This is a genomic window from Comamonas terrigena NBRC 13299 (assembly GCF_006740045.1).
GTDB classification, from domain to species: Bacteria; Pseudomonadota; Gammaproteobacteria; order Burkholderiales; family Burkholderiaceae_C; genus Comamonas; species Comamonas terrigena.
The window spans coordinates 663,645-677,610 of record NZ_AP019749.1 but is presented as its reverse complement, the minus strand read 5'-3'; the positions used below and the strand labels follow the sequence as shown (position 1 = coordinate 677,610).

The following is a 13,966-nucleotide window of genomic DNA, read 5'->3' as shown; positions in this document are numbered from 1 at the left end:
CTATGCCGTCTATGCCACCTTGGCCGTGTGCGCCGTCATACGGACCACCAAGGCTGCGGCGCCCGGCGGGATTCAGGCCTCGGCCGGCAACTGTGCCGCCCTGGGGGCCGGCTCCGACCTCCGCACCGCCAACGCGCTGCCCATGGATGCCAGCACGATCAGGCCGATCGCCAGCCACTGCACGGCACTCAGCTGTTCGTCCAGCAGCAGCAAGGCCAGCATGGCGGCTACCGCCGGCTCCATGCTGATCATGATGCCGAAGGCCTGGGGCGGCAGGCGCTGCAGGGCCACCATCTCCAGCGACAGCGGCACCGCACTCGACACCGCCGCCACGCCCAGCCCCACCAGCAGCACCGAAGGCGCCAGCAGCGCACTGCCCGCATGGGCCACGCCCACCGGAATCACCACCAGCGCCGCCATGGCCAGCCCCAGCGACACCGAATGCCCCACCGGCAGATGCCCTATGCGCTTGCCGAACAGGATATAGCTGGCCCAGCACACCGCCGCCAGCACCGACCACAGCACGCCCACCGGATCCAGGCTGCTGACCGCATGGCCCAGCGGCAGCAGCAGGGCCAGGCCTGCCATGGCCAGCAGCACCCAGACCATGTCCAGCGCCCGGCGCGACGCCCACACCGCCACCGCCAGCGGCCCGGAAAATTCGATCGCCACCGCCACGCCGAACGGCAGCGTGCGCAGCGCCATGTAGAAAGACAGGTTCATGACCCCCAGTGCCGCCCCGTAGAGCAGCACGGCCCGCCGGTCCGCCGGCGACAGCGGCAACCGCCAGGGCCGGCACAGCAGCCACAGGATCAGCGCAGAAAAGCCCACCCGCACCGCCGTCGTCCCCTGGGCCCCGACGGCAGGAAACAGCGTGTGCTTGGCCCAGGACGTACCCAGCCCCAGAAACACCACGGAACCGAAGATGGCCAGCCACGGCAGCCAGCGTGCATTGCGTACATTCGACATGGCGAGAATATATTGCGCCACTCCTGGTTTTTTGCTTCTGAATAGACTGGCTTCACGCAACTTTCACTCATTCCATGCCCACGCCTTCCACGCTGTCCCTGGACGATTTCGACCTGGCCATCCTGGCCCTGCTGCAGCGCGACAACACCGTGGCGCAGCGTGACATTGCGCAGACCGTGCACCTGTCGGCCGCTGCCGTGCAGCGCCGCATCCGCCGGCTGCGGGACAGCGGCGTGATCCGCGCGGAAACCGCCGTGCTGGACGCCTCCCGCCTGGGCCGCCCGCTGACCCTGCTGGTGGAAGTGCATGTGCACGACGAACACCCGCTGCGCACCGCTGGCCTGCGCCAGCGCATCCAGGACGAAGCCACCGTGCAGCAGTGCTATGCCATCACCGGGGAAGCAGACTATCTGCTGGTCATCACCGCCGCCACCATGGCGGATTTCGAAGCCATCACCACCCGGCTGTTCGGCGGGGACGAGAATGTGCGGCGCTTTCGCACCTCGGTGGCGCTGAACTGCCTGAAAGTGGGCCTGCAGGTGCCGCTGCCCGGGGGCCCGCTGCAGGCATAGGGCGCCGAGGCCGACTGGACGTACCCTTCAGCGCGCCACCATGCGCTGCAGTCCCAACAGCACCAGGGCGGCGCCGGACAGGCCGTTGATGGCCCGCTCGATGCGCAGATAGCCGCTGCGCAGGGCCGGAATGCCGAACACCAGCGTGATGCCCAGATGCCAGCCCAGCGACATCAGCGCCACCAGCAGCACCGTGGCGCCATAGAACCACAGCGGCGCCGCATCCGGAAAGATGGCAGCAAACGCACTGGTCCAGAAAGCCGCGCCCTTGGGGTTGGTGAGGCCGGTCAGCAAGCCGGTGCGGTACGCCGCCCAGGCCGACTGCCCCCCCAGCGCCGTGGACGGTGCTGCGTTGACCGCAGGCACTTTCCAGGCAGAGCGCAACAGCTTGAGTCCGTACCAGACCAGGTAGGCCGCCCCCAGCACGCGCAATGCCGTGCCCAGTTGCGGGTGCCGGGCCAGCACGGTGGCCACACCCGCAATCGACAGCAGCACCCAGGCGACCGACCCCGTCGTCAACCCCAGCACCACACAGCGCGCGGCGCGGGCGCGGCCATCCAGCGCCATCTGGCTGAGGATGAAGAAATTGGGTCCGGGGCTGGCCAGCACGGCCAGGTAAATACCGGCGATCAGCAACAGGGAGGCAAAGTGGTGCACAGCGGTGTCCTGCAGAAAACGGCCTGTCGCATGCCAGGTTCGGCATGCGCAGACCACGCCGGCGATTGTGGCCTCTGCCACGGCCACCACAGAGAAAGCGCGAGACTTCAGGCGGCAGCCATCTGCCCCGCCGGCGCACGCAGCCGCACTGCGGCCAGTGCGGCCCCCAGCGCCAGCACCGCCCCCAGCAGGCAGGCACCCTGCCACTGCCCCCAGTGCCAGGCCAGTGTGCCCAGGGCCGAGCCCGCCGCCGCCCCCGCAAAATACCCCGTCATATAGACCGCATTCATGCGCGAGCGTGCCGCCGGCAGCAACTGGGCCACGGTGGCCTGGTTGGTGATGTTCAGGCATTGCAGGCCCAGGTCGATCACCACCAGGCCCAGGGCAAACCAGCCCAGGTGTTCCCCGCCCCACCACAGCATGGGCCAGGCCGCCACCAATGCGATGGCCCCCACCGTGCAGGTGGTACGCCCCAGGCCCCGGTCCACCCAGCGTCCGGCGCGCGATGCCACCAGTGCCCCGGCCACGCCCGCCAGCCCCACCAGGCCGATCTGTGCGTCATCCAGCGCCAGTGGTGCGGCCGACAGCTGCAGGGCCATGGTGGCAAACAGCACGCTGCACGAGGCAAACGCCAGCCCGCTGGCCAGCGTGCGCTGGCGCAGCGCGCGGTGGGTGTGCAGCAGCTCCAGCATGCTGGACAGCACCTGGGCATAGGCCACCGGCTGCGCCGTGCGCGAGGTGGGCAGCACCCGCCACAGCCACCAGGCCACCAGCACCATCAACAGCGCTGCCCCTTGGTACACCGCCTGCCAGCCGGCCCATGCCGACACCAGGCCCGCCACGCTGCGCGCCAGCAAAATGCCCAGCAGCAGCCCGGTCATCACCGTCCCCACATTGCGACCGCTGTGGCCGGGCGCGGCCAGCGCCGCCGCCATGGGCACCAGCACCTGGGCTGCGACGGAAAACAGGCCCGCCACCACCGTGCCCAGCATGAAGCCGCCCACCGACGGTGCACAGCCCGCCATGGCCTGGCCGGCCGCCGCCAGCAGCATCAAGGCCACCGCCAGACTGCGCCGCTCCAGCATGTCGCCCAGCGGCACCAGAAGCAGCAGGCCCAGCGCATAGGCCGACTGCGCCAAGGTGACCGACAGTGCCGCCACTCCCTGGTCCACACCAAAGTGCCGGGCAATCGAGTGCAGCAGCGGCTGGTTGAAATAATTGCCGCCCGCGCACAGTCCACAGGCCAGCGCCATCCACAGCAGCGCAGACCGGCCCAGCACGGGCAACGCCGCAACGTTCTTCTCTCGCATTCCTACCAAACCATTTCCTCCGGGAAAAGAAAAGCCCACCCCCGCAGCCTGTGCCACCGGGTGGAAACTCTGAATTCAGAAGCCGCGCGCGCATGGAGACTGCACGGGGGCTGTGGGCCATGCCGCAACGCAGCGGCAGTCAGGGCCGGCATCGCGGGGCGGGCGTTCTGCCAGCGCCATGCGCTGGGCACCCGGTGCACCGGGCCTGCAGGCATGCAGCGCGGCCGTCGCAGACACCCGAAAGACCCGGGGTCCGGCAACCGCCATGGCATGCCTGCTCCACCGGCCACCGGTCTGGGCGCGCTGTGCGCCCCGGTTGCCGTGGTGGAGGACGGGGATTGTCCCGCGGCCGGTACACGCCTGCCCGTGGTCCCTTGCAAACCAGGGCCTGGCACAGTGCCATCGCCGGCCCGGCGCCCACCCGCGCAGCGCGTATGCTTGGCAGCCATGCACCACATTGCCCTGCGCCCTGCTTTGTCCGCCCTGCTGCTGGCGGCCCTCACCACCCTGGCACCGGCCACCCGTGCCGCCGCATCCGAAGAAATTGGCGCCGTGGACACGGTGTTCAAGCTGATTGGCCCGGACCACAAGATCGTGGTCGACGCCTATGACGACCCCAAGGTGGCCGGCGTGACCTGCTATGTCTCGCGCGCCAAGACCGGCGGCATCAAGGGCGGGCTGGGCCTGGCCGAAGACCGCTCCGAAGCCTCCATCGTCTGCCAGGCCACCGGCCCCATCCAGATTCCCCAGCCCCTGCGCCAGCAGGAAGAAGTGTTCACCGAACGGACCTCGCTGCTGTTCAAGCGCCTGCGCGTGGTGCGCATGGTGGATGCCAAACGCAACACCCTGGTCTACATGACCTATTCCGACCGGGTGATCGAAGGCTCACCCCAGAACAGCGTCACCGCCGTGGCCGTGCCCGCGGGCACGCCGATTCCGCTGAAGAAGTAAACACCACGGCGGCAGCGCACCGGAGCTGCTGCCGTCGGCACCTGCCCGGCCTCGGGGTGCCCGAAGCAATTGCCACAGCAACGGGTCGCATCCGTCGGGGAGCGTCCCCTGCACGGCTCCCGCTATCGCGTCAGGGGCGCAGCTTTTGCAGGCGCACATCCCCGTCGCCCGCATCGCCGGCCGGTGTCCACCCCAGATGCCGGTACACGGCAGCGGCCCTGCTGGCCGCATCCGTTTCCAGCCAGATGACCGGATGGTGCCGGAACAGCGCGGCTTCGCCGGCCTGTATCAGCTGGCGCCCCACCCCTTGCCCCTCATGCTCCGGCAGCACGAACACGGCAAACAGGCAGTCCTCGGGCAAATCGGCCATGGCAAAGCCCACCACCTTGCCATCGCGTTCGGCCACCCAGGCACACGGTGCCGCTGTGATCGCCGCATGGATGGAAGCGGGCGTGATGCCCAGCGCTGCCAGCTCGTCCCCTGTGAGCGCATTTTCCCGGACCGAAGTCCGGACATGGAAGATGGCATCGATATCGGCGGCGGCAGCCGGGCGGACAAGAAACGGGGATGGAGCGGGCGAATTCAGCGGCATGCCTGCGATGGCAGGGGGATTTCCGCCCCCGGCCTGCGCACAGGCCCGGCGCCTGCTGCGCGTCAGCCAAAGACGGCGTTGCCCGCGTCCAGTGCCGGCGGCCGCAGCAAATCCTCGTTCACGCCCATGGCCTGGCTGGCGCGCTCCACGGCCTGCCACAAGGAGGCGGGCATCTGCAAAATGGCTTCGGGGGTATCTGCAGCGTCAATCCAGGTGCTGATCTGAAGGTGCTGTTCGTGGGTCAGCAGGTCCAGGTGCAGCATTTCGTCGATGGTTTTCATGGTGGCCTCCCTGGTGATGGCATCCGGCGCTGCGCAGCCCACGCCGGGCTTGTGATTCCAATATAGGGCCAAAAGCGGCGGCCGCAAGCGAAGTGGCACGTTGGCGAAGCCGCTGCAGCCCCAGCAGCCGCCCGGTCACTCAATCCGTGGATGGCGGCGCAATCGCCCGGCAGGCGTCCACAAACGCCTGCAGTGCCGGCGAACGCCGTTTGCCCGCCCGTTGCACCAGCGAGAAATAGCGCTGCATCTGCGGCAGCAGGGTGGGCAGCACCACCAGCTCACCCGCATCCACCAAGGGCTGCACCAGCACACGTGGCAGGCAGCTGATGCCCAGCCCCTGGGCCACGCAGCGGGCAATGGCTTCGGAGCTGCCCAGGGTGGCGGCCGCATGCAACTGGTGCAGGTGCGGCAGCAGCGCGTGCTCCACCATTTCGCGGGTGCCCGAGCCCGCCTCGCGCAGCAGCCAGCGGGCACTGCGCAGCGCGTCGGATGCCAGTGGCTGGCCGGCAGCCTGCCTTGCCAGCGGGTCGTGGGGCGCACTGACGATGACCAGCTCGTCGCGCAGCCAGGGCTGCACCTCCAGCCCCGGCCAGTGGCTGGCCCCTTCGATCAAGGCCAGATCCACCTCCAGCGCCAGCACCGCTTCGGCCACTTCGGCGGTGTTGGCAATCTGCAGGTCCACCGCCACCTGCGGGTGGCTGCGCGCCAACGCCGCCAGCACCGGCGGCAGCACATAGCTGCCGATGGTGGTGCTGGCCGCCAGCCGCAGCCGCACCGGCAGGCCACAGCCCTGCACGACAAATGCCTGCTCGATTGCGCGCGCCTGCTCCAGCAGCCCCAGCGCCTGCGGCAGCAGGGCGCGGCCGGCATCGTTGAGCACCAGTTGGCGCCCGACCCGCTCGAACAGCTGGCTGCCCAGCGCACGCTCCAGCTGCTGCAACGCGGCGCTGGTGGCGGACTGGGACAGCGACACCGCCTGGGCCGCCGCCACGGTGCTGCCGGACTGGGCCACCGCGCAGAATATTTCCACCTGGCGCAGCGTCAGATGCAGCATGGGCACTCTCCTTTTCGCGTGATCTGGCGCATGAATCTACCTGTTTCATCGATAGTCTTTACACAAACTATCGGTTATACAAATATAACCAAATTATCTAAAGTGCAGACCGTCGCCCACGCTCCAGGCCGGTCCTGGCACGCTTTTCACTCCCGTGGACGGCCGTGTCTGCCATGTCCACTTCCGCATTTCCCTTGTCCGTCTGGGCCCGCGCCGGCCAGCACCTGCAGCAGTGGCTGCCCGGTCTGCTGCTGTGTGGTGCCATCGCCGCCGCCTCCCTGTGGGCCGCCACGCTGCCGGCCCTGGCCGAGCGCGGCCTGAGCGCGCTGACCTTGGCCATCGTGCTGGGCATGGTGCTGGGCAACACCGTCTACCCCCGCCTGGCCGCCTCCTGCGCCAGCGGCGTGGGCCTGTCCAAGGCGCGGCTGCTGCGCGCCGGCATCGTCTTGTATGGCCTGCGCTTGACCTTCCAGGACATGGGCCAGCTGGGCTGGGCCGGCATCGCCACCGACGCGCTGGTGCTTTCCAGCACCTTTGTGCTGGCCCAATGGCTGGGCCGGCGCGTGTTCGGCCTGGATCCGCGCACCAGCCTGCTGGTGGGGGCCGGCAGTGCGATCTGCGGTGCGGCCGCCGTGCTGGCCACCGAACCGGTGGCCAAGGGCCGGGCGTCCGATGTGGCGGTGGCCGTGGCCACCGTGGTGGTGTTCGGCACCGTGGCCACCTTTCTCTATCCGGCGCTGTTTAACTGGAATGCTGCGCATGGCTGGTTCGAGGTGAGCGCCCAGCAGTACGGCCTGTATGTGGGCTCCACCGTGCACGAAGTGGCCCAGGTGGTGGCTGCCGGCGAAGCCGTGGGCCGCGATGCGGCCGACATGGCGGTGATTGCCAAGATGGTGCGGGTGATGATGCTGGCCCCATTTCTGCTGGTGCTGTCGTGGTGGCTGGCGCGCAGCGAGCGCCGCGCCGACCATCAGCCAATGGACAGCGGCTCCGTCAAGGCCGCCGCCCCGCACAGCCGCATCACCATCCCCTGGTTTGCACTGGGCTTTGTGCTGGTGGCTGGCATCCATTCCCTGGGCGTGCTGCCCGCTGCGCTGGTGCAGGCCGGTGTGCAGCTGGATACGCTGCTGCTGACCCTGGCCATGGCCGCCCTGGGACTGACCACCCACATCGCGGCCGTGCGCGCCGCCGGCACCCGGCCGCTGCTGCTGGCCCTGGTGTTGTTTGGCTGGCTGCTGGGGGCAGGCTGGCTGCTGAATCTGTGGCTGCCGCAGTGGCTCTGACAGCCATCGCTGCGGCAACGCCCCATCGCACGGGCCGTCCCTGCCGGCCTGCGCTCGCCAGAGAACACCGGGGTCAGGCGCTTTCCTGCTGCTGACCACGGTGGCCGCGCAATGCGGCCTCCAACTGGTCCAGTACTTCCACCCAGTGCGGCCCCCGGCGGCGCAGCCGCCACAGCACCGCGGCCTGCGAAGGGGTCCAGAACCGGGCATGCAGCATGTCCACGTCGGGGGGCATCGGGCGGTGCTGGCGGATGAAGCGCAAGATGGCCAGCTCATCTGCCGCCAGACCGAGCTGCACGAACAGCGCTTGCAAGGTAGGGGCTTTGGAGGGCATGGAGGCTCCTTTCGCGGCACACAGGTGCTTCTGCACCGCATCCTGCAATGCCCTCTCGGCCGCTGGCTGTAGGACAAGCCAGATGTTGCAACCGGCCGGGCCAGCCGGCTGCACGGCAGAAAGCAAAACGGCCACCCGCAGGTGGCCGTTTTGCAGCAGCAGCCCCGTCAGCGGGGCCGGTGCTCACACCATGGCAATCGAGACGGCCTTGGGAATCAGATAGGCTTCCAGCGCTTCCGTGCCGCCTTCGGAGCCATAGCCCGAATCCTTGATGCCGCCGAAAGGCATTTCCGCCGACGCCACGGCGGGCTGGTTGATCCACAGCATGCCGGTTTCCACCTGCTGGCTGAGCTGGTGGGCCGACTTCAGCGAGCGGGTGAAGGCATAGGCCGCCAGGCCATAGGGCAGGCGATTGGCTTCGGCAATGGCCTCCTCCAGCTTCTCGAAGCTGCGCATGGCGACCACGGGGCCGAAGGGTTCGTTGTTGAACACATCGGCATCCAGCGGCACATTGCCCAGGATGGTGGGTGCATAGAAGTTGCCGGCATCGCCCAGGGCCTTGCCGCCCAGCAGCACGTCCGCACCCTTGGCGTGGGCGTTTTCCACCAGCGCCTTCATGGCCGTCACGCGGCGGGGATTGGCCAGCGGGCCCATCTTGGAATCGGCTTCCAGGCCGTTGCCCACCTTGACGGACTCAAAGTACTTCACCACGCTTTCCGTGAATTGCTTTTGCAGGCTGCTGTGTACCAGGAAACGCGTGGGCGAAATGCAGACTTGGCCGGCGTTGCGCAGCTTGGCAGCGCCAGCGGCTTTGACGGCCAGCTCCACATCGGCATCTTCCGCAATGATGACCGGGGCGTGGCCACCCAGCTCCATGGTGCAGCGCTTCATGTGGGCGCCGGCCATGGCGGCCAGCTGCTTGCCCACGGCCGTCGAGCCGGTGAAGGTGACCTTGCGGATCACCGGATGGGGAATCAGGTAGCTGGAGATTTCATGCGGATCGCCATAGACCAGACCGACCACGCCCGCGGGCACGCCGGCGTCGACAAAGCATTTCAGCAGCGCGGCGGGGGCGGCAGGCGTTTCTTCCGGCGCCTTGCACAGGAAGGAACAGCCGGTGGCCAGGGCAGCGCTGATCTTGCGCACGATCTGGTTGACCGGGAAATTCCAGGGCGTGAACGCCGCCACCGGGCCCACGGGCTCCTTGACGACCTGCTGCAGCACATCGCTGCGGCGCGCCGGCACGATGCGGCCATACAGGCGCAGCGCCTCGTCGGCAAACCAGTCGATGATGCCCACACCGGCCAGCACCTCGCCCTTGGCTTCGGCCAGGGGCTTGCCCTGTTCCTGCGTCAGCACGGCGGCAATGGCGTCGGCGCGTTCCTGCAACAGCAGCGCAGCGCGGCGCATGGTGGCCTGGCGCTCGTGGGCGCTGGTGTTCTTCCAGACCTGAAAGCCTTTTTGAGCGGCGGCCAGTGCACGGTCCAGATCGGCAATACCGGCATGGGCCACATGGCCGATCACCGCTCCCGTGGCCGGGTTGTGCACAGCGATCTTCTTGCCGCTGGCGGCATCGACCCATTGGCCGTCGATCAGGAGTTGGGTATCGGGGTAGGCATGCGACATGCGAAATCCATCCATGGCTGAGAGGGAGAGTCCCGGAGCGGTCGCTCCAGGGGCATTAGGAAAACAGGCGCTTTGGTGCACTGGCTCAAAGGTTTTCAGTATCCAACGCCTGTGAAAACCTTGCTGCAAGTGCAGAAGCAGCTGCGTTTTTCATAGAAGGTGGCGGTGCGCCCTGGGCGCCCGTCGGCATCCATTCTAGAAAGCGGGGGACACCACACTCAATACATGGATGCACTGACCGCTGCATCTCCCGGGCGCTTGAAGCGCAGGGCCAGCGCATCGGCGCTCTGGCGCAGCAGCAGCATGTCCATGCCCACGGCGACGAACAGCGCGCCCTTGTCCAGGCATGCCTGGGCACGGTCGGGGTTCACCGCCAGAATGCCCGGCGCCTTGCCGCAGGCGCGGATGGTGACCAGCGCCCGGTCGATCGTCGCCTCCATGTCCGGATGGCCCGCGTTGCCGGGGTAGCCCAGGCTGGCGGATAGATCGGCCGGACCGATGAACACGCCATCGATACCGTCCACGCTGGCAATGGCCTCCAGGTTGTCCAGCGCCTCGCCGGTTTCCACCTGCACCAGCAGGCAGATCTCGTCGGCGGCCTTGGCCACATAGTCGGCGTCACGGCCGAAGTTGGAGGCGCGCATCGATCCCCCCATGCCCCGCAGGCCCTGGGGCGCATAGCGCACGGCCTCCACCGCCGCGCGGGCTTCGTCGGCGTTCTGCACAAAAGGCAGCAGCAGCGTCTGCGCGCCGATGTCCAGATAGCGCTTGATCAGCACCTTATCGTTCCACGCCGGGCGCACCACGGCATGGCTGCAGCCCAGGCCTTCACGCGGGCGGGCTGCCGCCACCGCCTGCAGCTGCTGCAGCATTTGGGGCACATCGGTGGGGGTGTGCTCGGTGTCCAGCAGCACCCAGTCAAAGCCCGCGCCGGCGATCAGTTCGCTGACATAGGGCGACGGCAGGGTGGACCACAGACCGATCTGGGCCTGGCCGGCTTGCAGGGCACGTTTGAAATGGTTGACAGGAGGCATGGCGGTGGAAGGGCAGAAAACTGCGCAGTGCTGGTATTTGCCGGAACATAGCAAAGCTGCGCGGCCTCCACAGCCTGCGGCAGTCGCCTGCGTGCCACCACCCTCCCCCCCAGGCAGGGCCTGCATGCGCAGGCGCAGGCTGGCGTGCACCCAGGATTCGGCGTTCTGGAGGTCCGCAATGAGCTGGCGCATTTGCTGCGGCGTGCTGCGCTGGACCAGCAGCGCACTGCGGCTGCGCAGCCAGTCCAGTTCGCGCTGCAGTTCCTCGGGTGCAATGCCGTCGCTGCGGGCCGTGAGCTCGCACAGGACCATCCAGCGCTCGAACGCCGCACGCAACGCGGCCTGCAAAACGGAAAGGGGGAGCACTGGGAGAGAGCCGTCCATACAGTGCGCATTCTCAGCAATGCGGGCCATCCCGGGGCATGAGAAAAAGAGATGCTCCCATTCCCATTCCGCAAAAATCTGGCGCGCCCCTCTGGGGCGCCAGCCTTTGTCTCCCAGACCGTGTACAAAATGCAACCCGCATCTGTCGCCCTCTGCCAACACATGGCGGCACGGGCACCCGCGTGCCGTGCCGCCGGAAGAACCAAGCACTGCCGTGCGCCATGTCCAGCCCTCTGAAGGGCAAGCTCAGCTCGCCGCAATCCCCGCCGCCCGCGTCAGCTGGCGGTAGGTCGGCCAGGTGCGGTCGATGAAGGCGCGCAGCGCAGCGCCGGTCAGGGCCGGGTCTTCATCGGAGAGGGTCTCGCGCACGCTCTTGATACGCTCCGATTCGGTGTAGCTGCTGTGCACCAGCTGGGCCAGACGGTCGACCAGCGCCTGGGGGGTGCCGGCCTTGGCAAACAACATATTGCATTCGGGCAGGTTCTCGTAGGCGCTCCCACTGAAGCCTGCCTGCTTCCAGGTCGGCACACCCGGCAGCTTGGACGAGGGATTGCCCATGGCAATCACCACCGGCCGCACGCTGCCCTGCTTGAGCCCGCCACCAATGCCGGCCAGGGAACCGGCCCCCATGTCGATCTGGCCGCCGTACAGGTCCATCAGCATGGCGCCCGTGCCCTTGTAGTTGACCACGTTGAACTGTGCCCCCGTGTCCTTGACCAGTTGGTCCAGCATCAGCTGCCAGCCCGACCCCACGGCATAGTTGCCCACGTTGACCGGCTTCTTCTTGGAATAGGCAATCACCTCCTGGATGGTCCTGGCCGGGAAATCCTTGTGCACTACGCCCGGCACCGGCCCGACGCCGATAGCGGCAATGGGCACGATGTCCTTGTCCGGATCCACCGGCAGGCGCTTGAGCAGGGCCGGTGCCTGGGCCGGCTGGCTGTGCAAGGTCATCAGCAGCGTGTAGCCGTCGGCCGGCGCGCGCACGATGGTTTCGGCGGCAATCATGCCCACGCCACCGGGCTTGTTTTCCACCACCACGGGCACGCCCAGCTTGGTGGACAGATAGTCAGCCAGCGCCCGCGAAGTGGCGTCATTGGACGAACCTGGCGCCTGGGCCGCAATGATGCGGATGGGCTTGTCGGGCCAGCCCTGGGCACGCGCGGCCCCGGGCAGCAGGCCGGCCCCCAGCAGGCCGGCACCGGCAGCCAGCCAGTCGCGGCGGCGCCAGCCGGCGGAGGTGACGGAGGAAGAAGCAACTAACAGATCGGACATGGTGGACTCCGTCAAAACAGCGCGCCGCGTTCATCGTTGGCATACGGCGCACCGGGTTCGCATGCGTCCGGCGGCAGCAGCCAGCACGGACGGCCTCACTTTCGGTCTTCCACCGCCGGTGGGCGGCTGCTGCAGCGCGGGGCATGCGGTCCTTGTGGGGCCGGTGCACGGCACGCGCCTTGCAGGGGGTATCAGGGACTCGACAGCCTCCTTCAGAGATGCTGCGCCAGCGCGCGGACATCGGGCATCTGGGCCAGGCTGCGCACGGCGTCGTACAGCGCGGCGCCATCGCACGGCAGGCCGCTGTAGGCCACGCAGTCCAGGAACTTGCTGCGCAGCGCCTCGGCACTGAGCGGGTACATGGCATGGCCTTTGGGAAAGCGGATCTCTCCGGTCTCCAGCCGCCGGCCGTCGCGCGTGGTGATGCGCACGCTGTCGGCCACGGAAAACGCCGGATCGACCGGGTCGCTGCGCTCGGTGGTGTGCACCTGCACCTTGGCCATCAGTGCCTGCATGTCAGTGCGCTGGGTGAAAACGTCGGTCAGCTGCGCCAGGCCCACGTCGCCGGCCACCAGGGCGCAGGCCACATCGAACTCGATGCTGAACTTGGCCTCCAGCCCGCTCACCGGGCGGTGGTTGCGCAGCATGCTGGCCTGGGCATTGCCAATGGTCACATCCACGCGCTGCACGTCTTGGGGCTGCAGCCCATGGGCTGCCTTGAGTTGCAGCACGCCGTCGATCACGCGGTGGCCCGAGTAGCACACCGGATAGCACTTGATCGACAGCCCCCAGCTCAGCAGCCGGGGAACACCGCCGATGGTGGCCGGGCGCTGCAGATCGCATTCACCGCTTGGCGACAGCGCGGCAAGGAAGCCGGCATGGTGCTCGAACACATCGGTGGCCGCCGTCATGCCCAGTTGTGCCAGCCGCACGGCATCGATCGCCGCCGCCGCCGCACGGCCCGCGTGCCAGGGTTTGGCCATGGTGCCGAAATTGGCCACCAGCCCTGCCGCCGAACTGGCAGCCAGCGACAGCGCCCGGGCCACCTGGCCTTCGGTCAGTGTCTCCCGGTTCAGGTAGGCCACGCCGGCCGCCGCACCCACCACGCCGAACACGCCGGTGGGGTGCCAGCCCTTGAGGTGGTACTGCCCGCTTTCGCGGCTGAACAGCTCGGCCCAGACCTCGTAACCGACCACATAGGCACGCAGCAGTTCGGCGCCGCTGGCGCCCAGGCGGTGGGCCTCGGCCCACAGCGTAGGCACCAGCACCGTGCTGGGGTGGGCCGACATGGCCACATCGTCATAGTCCAGCGCATGGCCGGCCACGGCATTCACCAGGGCCGCCTGGGCGGTGCCCAGCAACTGCTGCAGCGACGGAGCCGGCGCCTCGGCAGGGCCGGTGCCGCTGGCCGCCAGATGGGCACGCACGATGCGCACCACCGGCTCGTTCTGGCCCGCCAGCAGCGTGGCCAGCGTGTCCAGCGTGCCGGTCAGCGCCAGGGCACAGGCTGCAGCCTCCTGGCCGCCAAAGTGCGGCGCCCGCACATAGCGCGCCAGCGCCTGCGTCAGCGGCAAAGAGGTCTTCAAGCGGGCAGGCGGCACCGCCACCGGTGTCATTTCAGCTATCGGCATCGTGTTGCTCCAT

Annotated in this window: 14 protein-coding genes; 3 read left to right on the top strand and 11 right to left on the bottom strand. The window is 68.2% G+C overall.

Going from position 1 to position 13,966, the window contains the following annotated elements; translation table 11 throughout:
• Positions 1-72: 72 nt before the first annotated feature.
• Complete coding sequence (locus tag CT3_RS03090; RefSeq protein WP_066540830.1) at positions 73-969, bottom strand: EamA family transporter; 897 nt, start codon at positions 967-969, stop codon at positions 73-75.
• A gap of 74 nt (positions 970-1,043) precedes the next feature.
• On the opposite strand from CT3_RS03090, the gene CT3_RS03085 reads away from it, so the two are divergent.
• Positions 1,044-1,541, top strand: a complete 498-nt coding sequence (locus tag CT3_RS03085) for an Lrp/AsnC family transcriptional regulator (protein ID WP_066540223.1) — start codon at positions 1,044-1,046, stop codon at positions 1,539-1,541.
• Between the two features lie 27 nt (positions 1,542-1,568).
• Here CT3_RS03085 and CT3_RS03080 read toward each other — a convergent pair whose 3' ends face one another.
• Both CT3_RS03080 and CT3_RS03075 read right to left on the bottom strand, forming a co-directional pair.
• On the bottom strand, positions 1,569-2,198 hold the full coding sequence (locus CT3_RS03080; RefSeq protein WP_218333042.1) for a LysE family transporter: 630 nt from the start codon (positions 2,196-2,198) through the stop codon (positions 1,569-1,571).
• A gap of 107 nt (positions 2,199-2,305) precedes the next feature.
• The gene (locus CT3_RS03075) at positions 2,306-3,508 is read right to left on the bottom strand and encodes an MFS transporter (protein WP_066540220.1); all 1,203 of its coding nucleotides are present in this window, start codon (positions 3,506-3,508) and stop codon (positions 2,306-2,308) included.
• A 447-nt stretch (positions 3,509-3,955) separates the two neighbouring features.
• On the opposite strand from CT3_RS03075, the gene CT3_RS03070 reads away from it, so the two are divergent.
• A complete protein-coding gene (locus tag CT3_RS03070) occupies positions 3,956-4,459 on the top strand; it encodes a CreA family protein (protein WP_225608835.1) in 504 nt (167 codons plus the stop codon).
• Positions 4,460-4,589: 130 nt separating this feature from the next.
• On the opposite strand, the gene CT3_RS03065 is transcribed toward CT3_RS03070, so the two are convergent.
• The 3 genes from CT3_RS03065 to CT3_RS03055 form a co-directional block, all read right to left on the bottom strand.
• On the bottom strand, positions 4,590-5,051 hold the full coding sequence (locus CT3_RS03065) for a GNAT family N-acetyltransferase (protein ID WP_066540214.1): 462 nt from the start codon (positions 5,049-5,051) through the stop codon (positions 4,590-4,592).
• Positions 5,052-5,113: 62 nt separating this feature from the next.
• Positions 5,114-5,332, bottom strand: a complete 219-nt coding sequence (locus CT3_RS03060; RefSeq protein ID WP_066540824.1) for a hypothetical protein — start codon at positions 5,330-5,332, stop codon at positions 5,114-5,116.
• 139 nt (positions 5,333-5,471) lie between these two features.
• The gene (locus CT3_RS03055; protein WP_066540211.1) at positions 5,472-6,386 is read right to left on the bottom strand and encodes a LysR family transcriptional regulator; all 915 of its coding nucleotides are present in this window, start codon (positions 6,384-6,386) and stop codon (positions 5,472-5,474) included.
• Between the two features lie 173 nt (positions 6,387-6,559).
• Between CT3_RS03055 and CT3_RS03050 the strand changes: the two genes are divergently transcribed.
• Complete coding sequence (locus tag CT3_RS03050) at positions 6,560-7,669, top strand: YeiH family protein (protein WP_066540208.1); 1,110 nt, start codon at positions 6,560-6,562, stop codon at positions 7,667-7,669.
• 73 nt (positions 7,670-7,742) lie between these two features.
• Here the strand turns inward: CT3_RS03050 and CT3_RS03045 are convergent, their stop codons facing one another.
• From CT3_RS03045 to CT3_RS03025, 5 genes are all read right to left on the bottom strand, one after another.
• Positions 7,743-8,003, bottom strand: coding sequence for a DUF2789 family protein (locus CT3_RS03045; RefSeq protein WP_066540821.1), 261 nt, complete (start codon positions 8,001-8,003; stop codon positions 7,743-7,745).
• Positions 8,004-8,186: 183 nt separating this feature from the next.
• The gene (locus CT3_RS03040) at positions 8,187-9,629 is read right to left on the bottom strand and encodes an NAD-dependent succinate-semialdehyde dehydrogenase (protein ID WP_066540199.1); all 1,443 of its coding nucleotides are present in this window, start codon (positions 9,627-9,629) and stop codon (positions 8,187-8,189) included.
• 218 nt (positions 9,630-9,847) lie between these two features.
• Positions 9,848-10,663 carry an HpcH/HpaI aldolase family protein gene (locus CT3_RS03035; protein ID WP_066540817.1) on the bottom strand — a complete coding sequence of 272 codons (816 nt, stop codon included), beginning with the start codon at positions 10,661-10,663 and terminating at the stop codon, positions 9,848-9,850.
• A gap of 630 nt (positions 10,664-11,293) precedes the next feature.
• Positions 11,294-12,322 (bottom strand): Bug family tripartite tricarboxylate transporter substrate binding protein, encoded by a 1,029-nt coding sequence (locus CT3_RS03030; protein ID WP_066540197.1) that lies wholly within the window; start codon positions 12,320-12,322, stop codon positions 11,294-11,296.
• Between the two features lie 212 nt (positions 12,323-12,534).
• Positions 12,535-13,953, bottom strand: a complete 1,419-nt coding sequence (locus CT3_RS03025; RefSeq protein ID WP_225608836.1) for an MmgE/PrpD family protein — start codon at positions 13,951-13,953, stop codon at positions 12,535-12,537.
• Positions 13,954-13,966: the final 13 nt, after the last annotated feature.

Excerpts from the sequence above, each read along its gene's own strand:
- CT3_RS03040 (WP_066540199.1), bottom strand. The coding sequence starts at position 9,629 with ATGTCGCATGCCTACCCCGATACCCAACTCCTGATCGACGGCCAATGG.
- CT3_RS03025 (WP_225608836.1), bottom strand. The coding sequence starts at position 13,953 with ATGCCGATAGCTGAAATGACACCGGTGGCGGTGCCGCCTGCCCGCTTG.
- CT3_RS03030 (WP_066540197.1), bottom strand. The coding sequence starts at position 12,322 with ATGTCCGATCTGTTAGTTGCTTCTTCCTCCGTCACCTCCGCCGGCTGG.
- CT3_RS03035 (WP_066540817.1), bottom strand. The coding sequence starts at position 10,663 with ATGCCTCCTGTCAACCATTTCAAACGTGCCCTGCAAGCCGGCCAGGCC.
- CT3_RS03060 (WP_066540824.1), bottom strand. The coding sequence starts at position 5,332 with ATGAAAACCATCGACGAAATGCTGCACCTGGACCTGCTGACCCACGAA.
- CT3_RS03055 (WP_066540211.1), bottom strand. The coding sequence starts at position 6,386 with ATGCTGCATCTGACGCTGCGCCAGGTGGAAATATTCTGCGCGGTGGCC.
- CT3_RS03075 (WP_066540220.1), bottom strand. The coding sequence starts at position 3,508 with ATGCGAGAGAAGAACGTTGCGGCGTTGCCCGTGCTGGGCCGGTCTGCG.
- CT3_RS03070 (WP_225608835.1), top strand. The coding sequence starts at position 3,956 with ATGCACCACATTGCCCTGCGCCCTGCTTTGTCCGCCCTGCTGCTGGCG.
- CT3_RS03065 (WP_066540214.1), bottom strand. The coding sequence starts at position 5,051 with ATGCCGCTGAATTCGCCCGCTCCATCCCCGTTTCTTGTCCGCCCGGCT.
- CT3_RS03085 (WP_066540223.1), top strand. The coding sequence starts at position 1,044 with ATGCCCACGCCTTCCACGCTGTCCCTGGACGATTTCGACCTGGCCATC.
- CT3_RS03090 (WP_066540830.1), bottom strand. The coding sequence starts at position 969 with ATGTCGAATGTACGCAATGCACGCTGGCTGCCGTGGCTGGCCATCTTC.
- CT3_RS03045 (WP_066540821.1), bottom strand. The coding sequence starts at position 8,003 with ATGCCCTCCAAAGCCCCTACCTTGCAAGCGCTGTTCGTGCAGCTCGGT.
- CT3_RS03050 (WP_066540208.1), top strand. The coding sequence starts at position 6,560 with ATGTCCACTTCCGCATTTCCCTTGTCCGTCTGGGCCCGCGCCGGCCAG.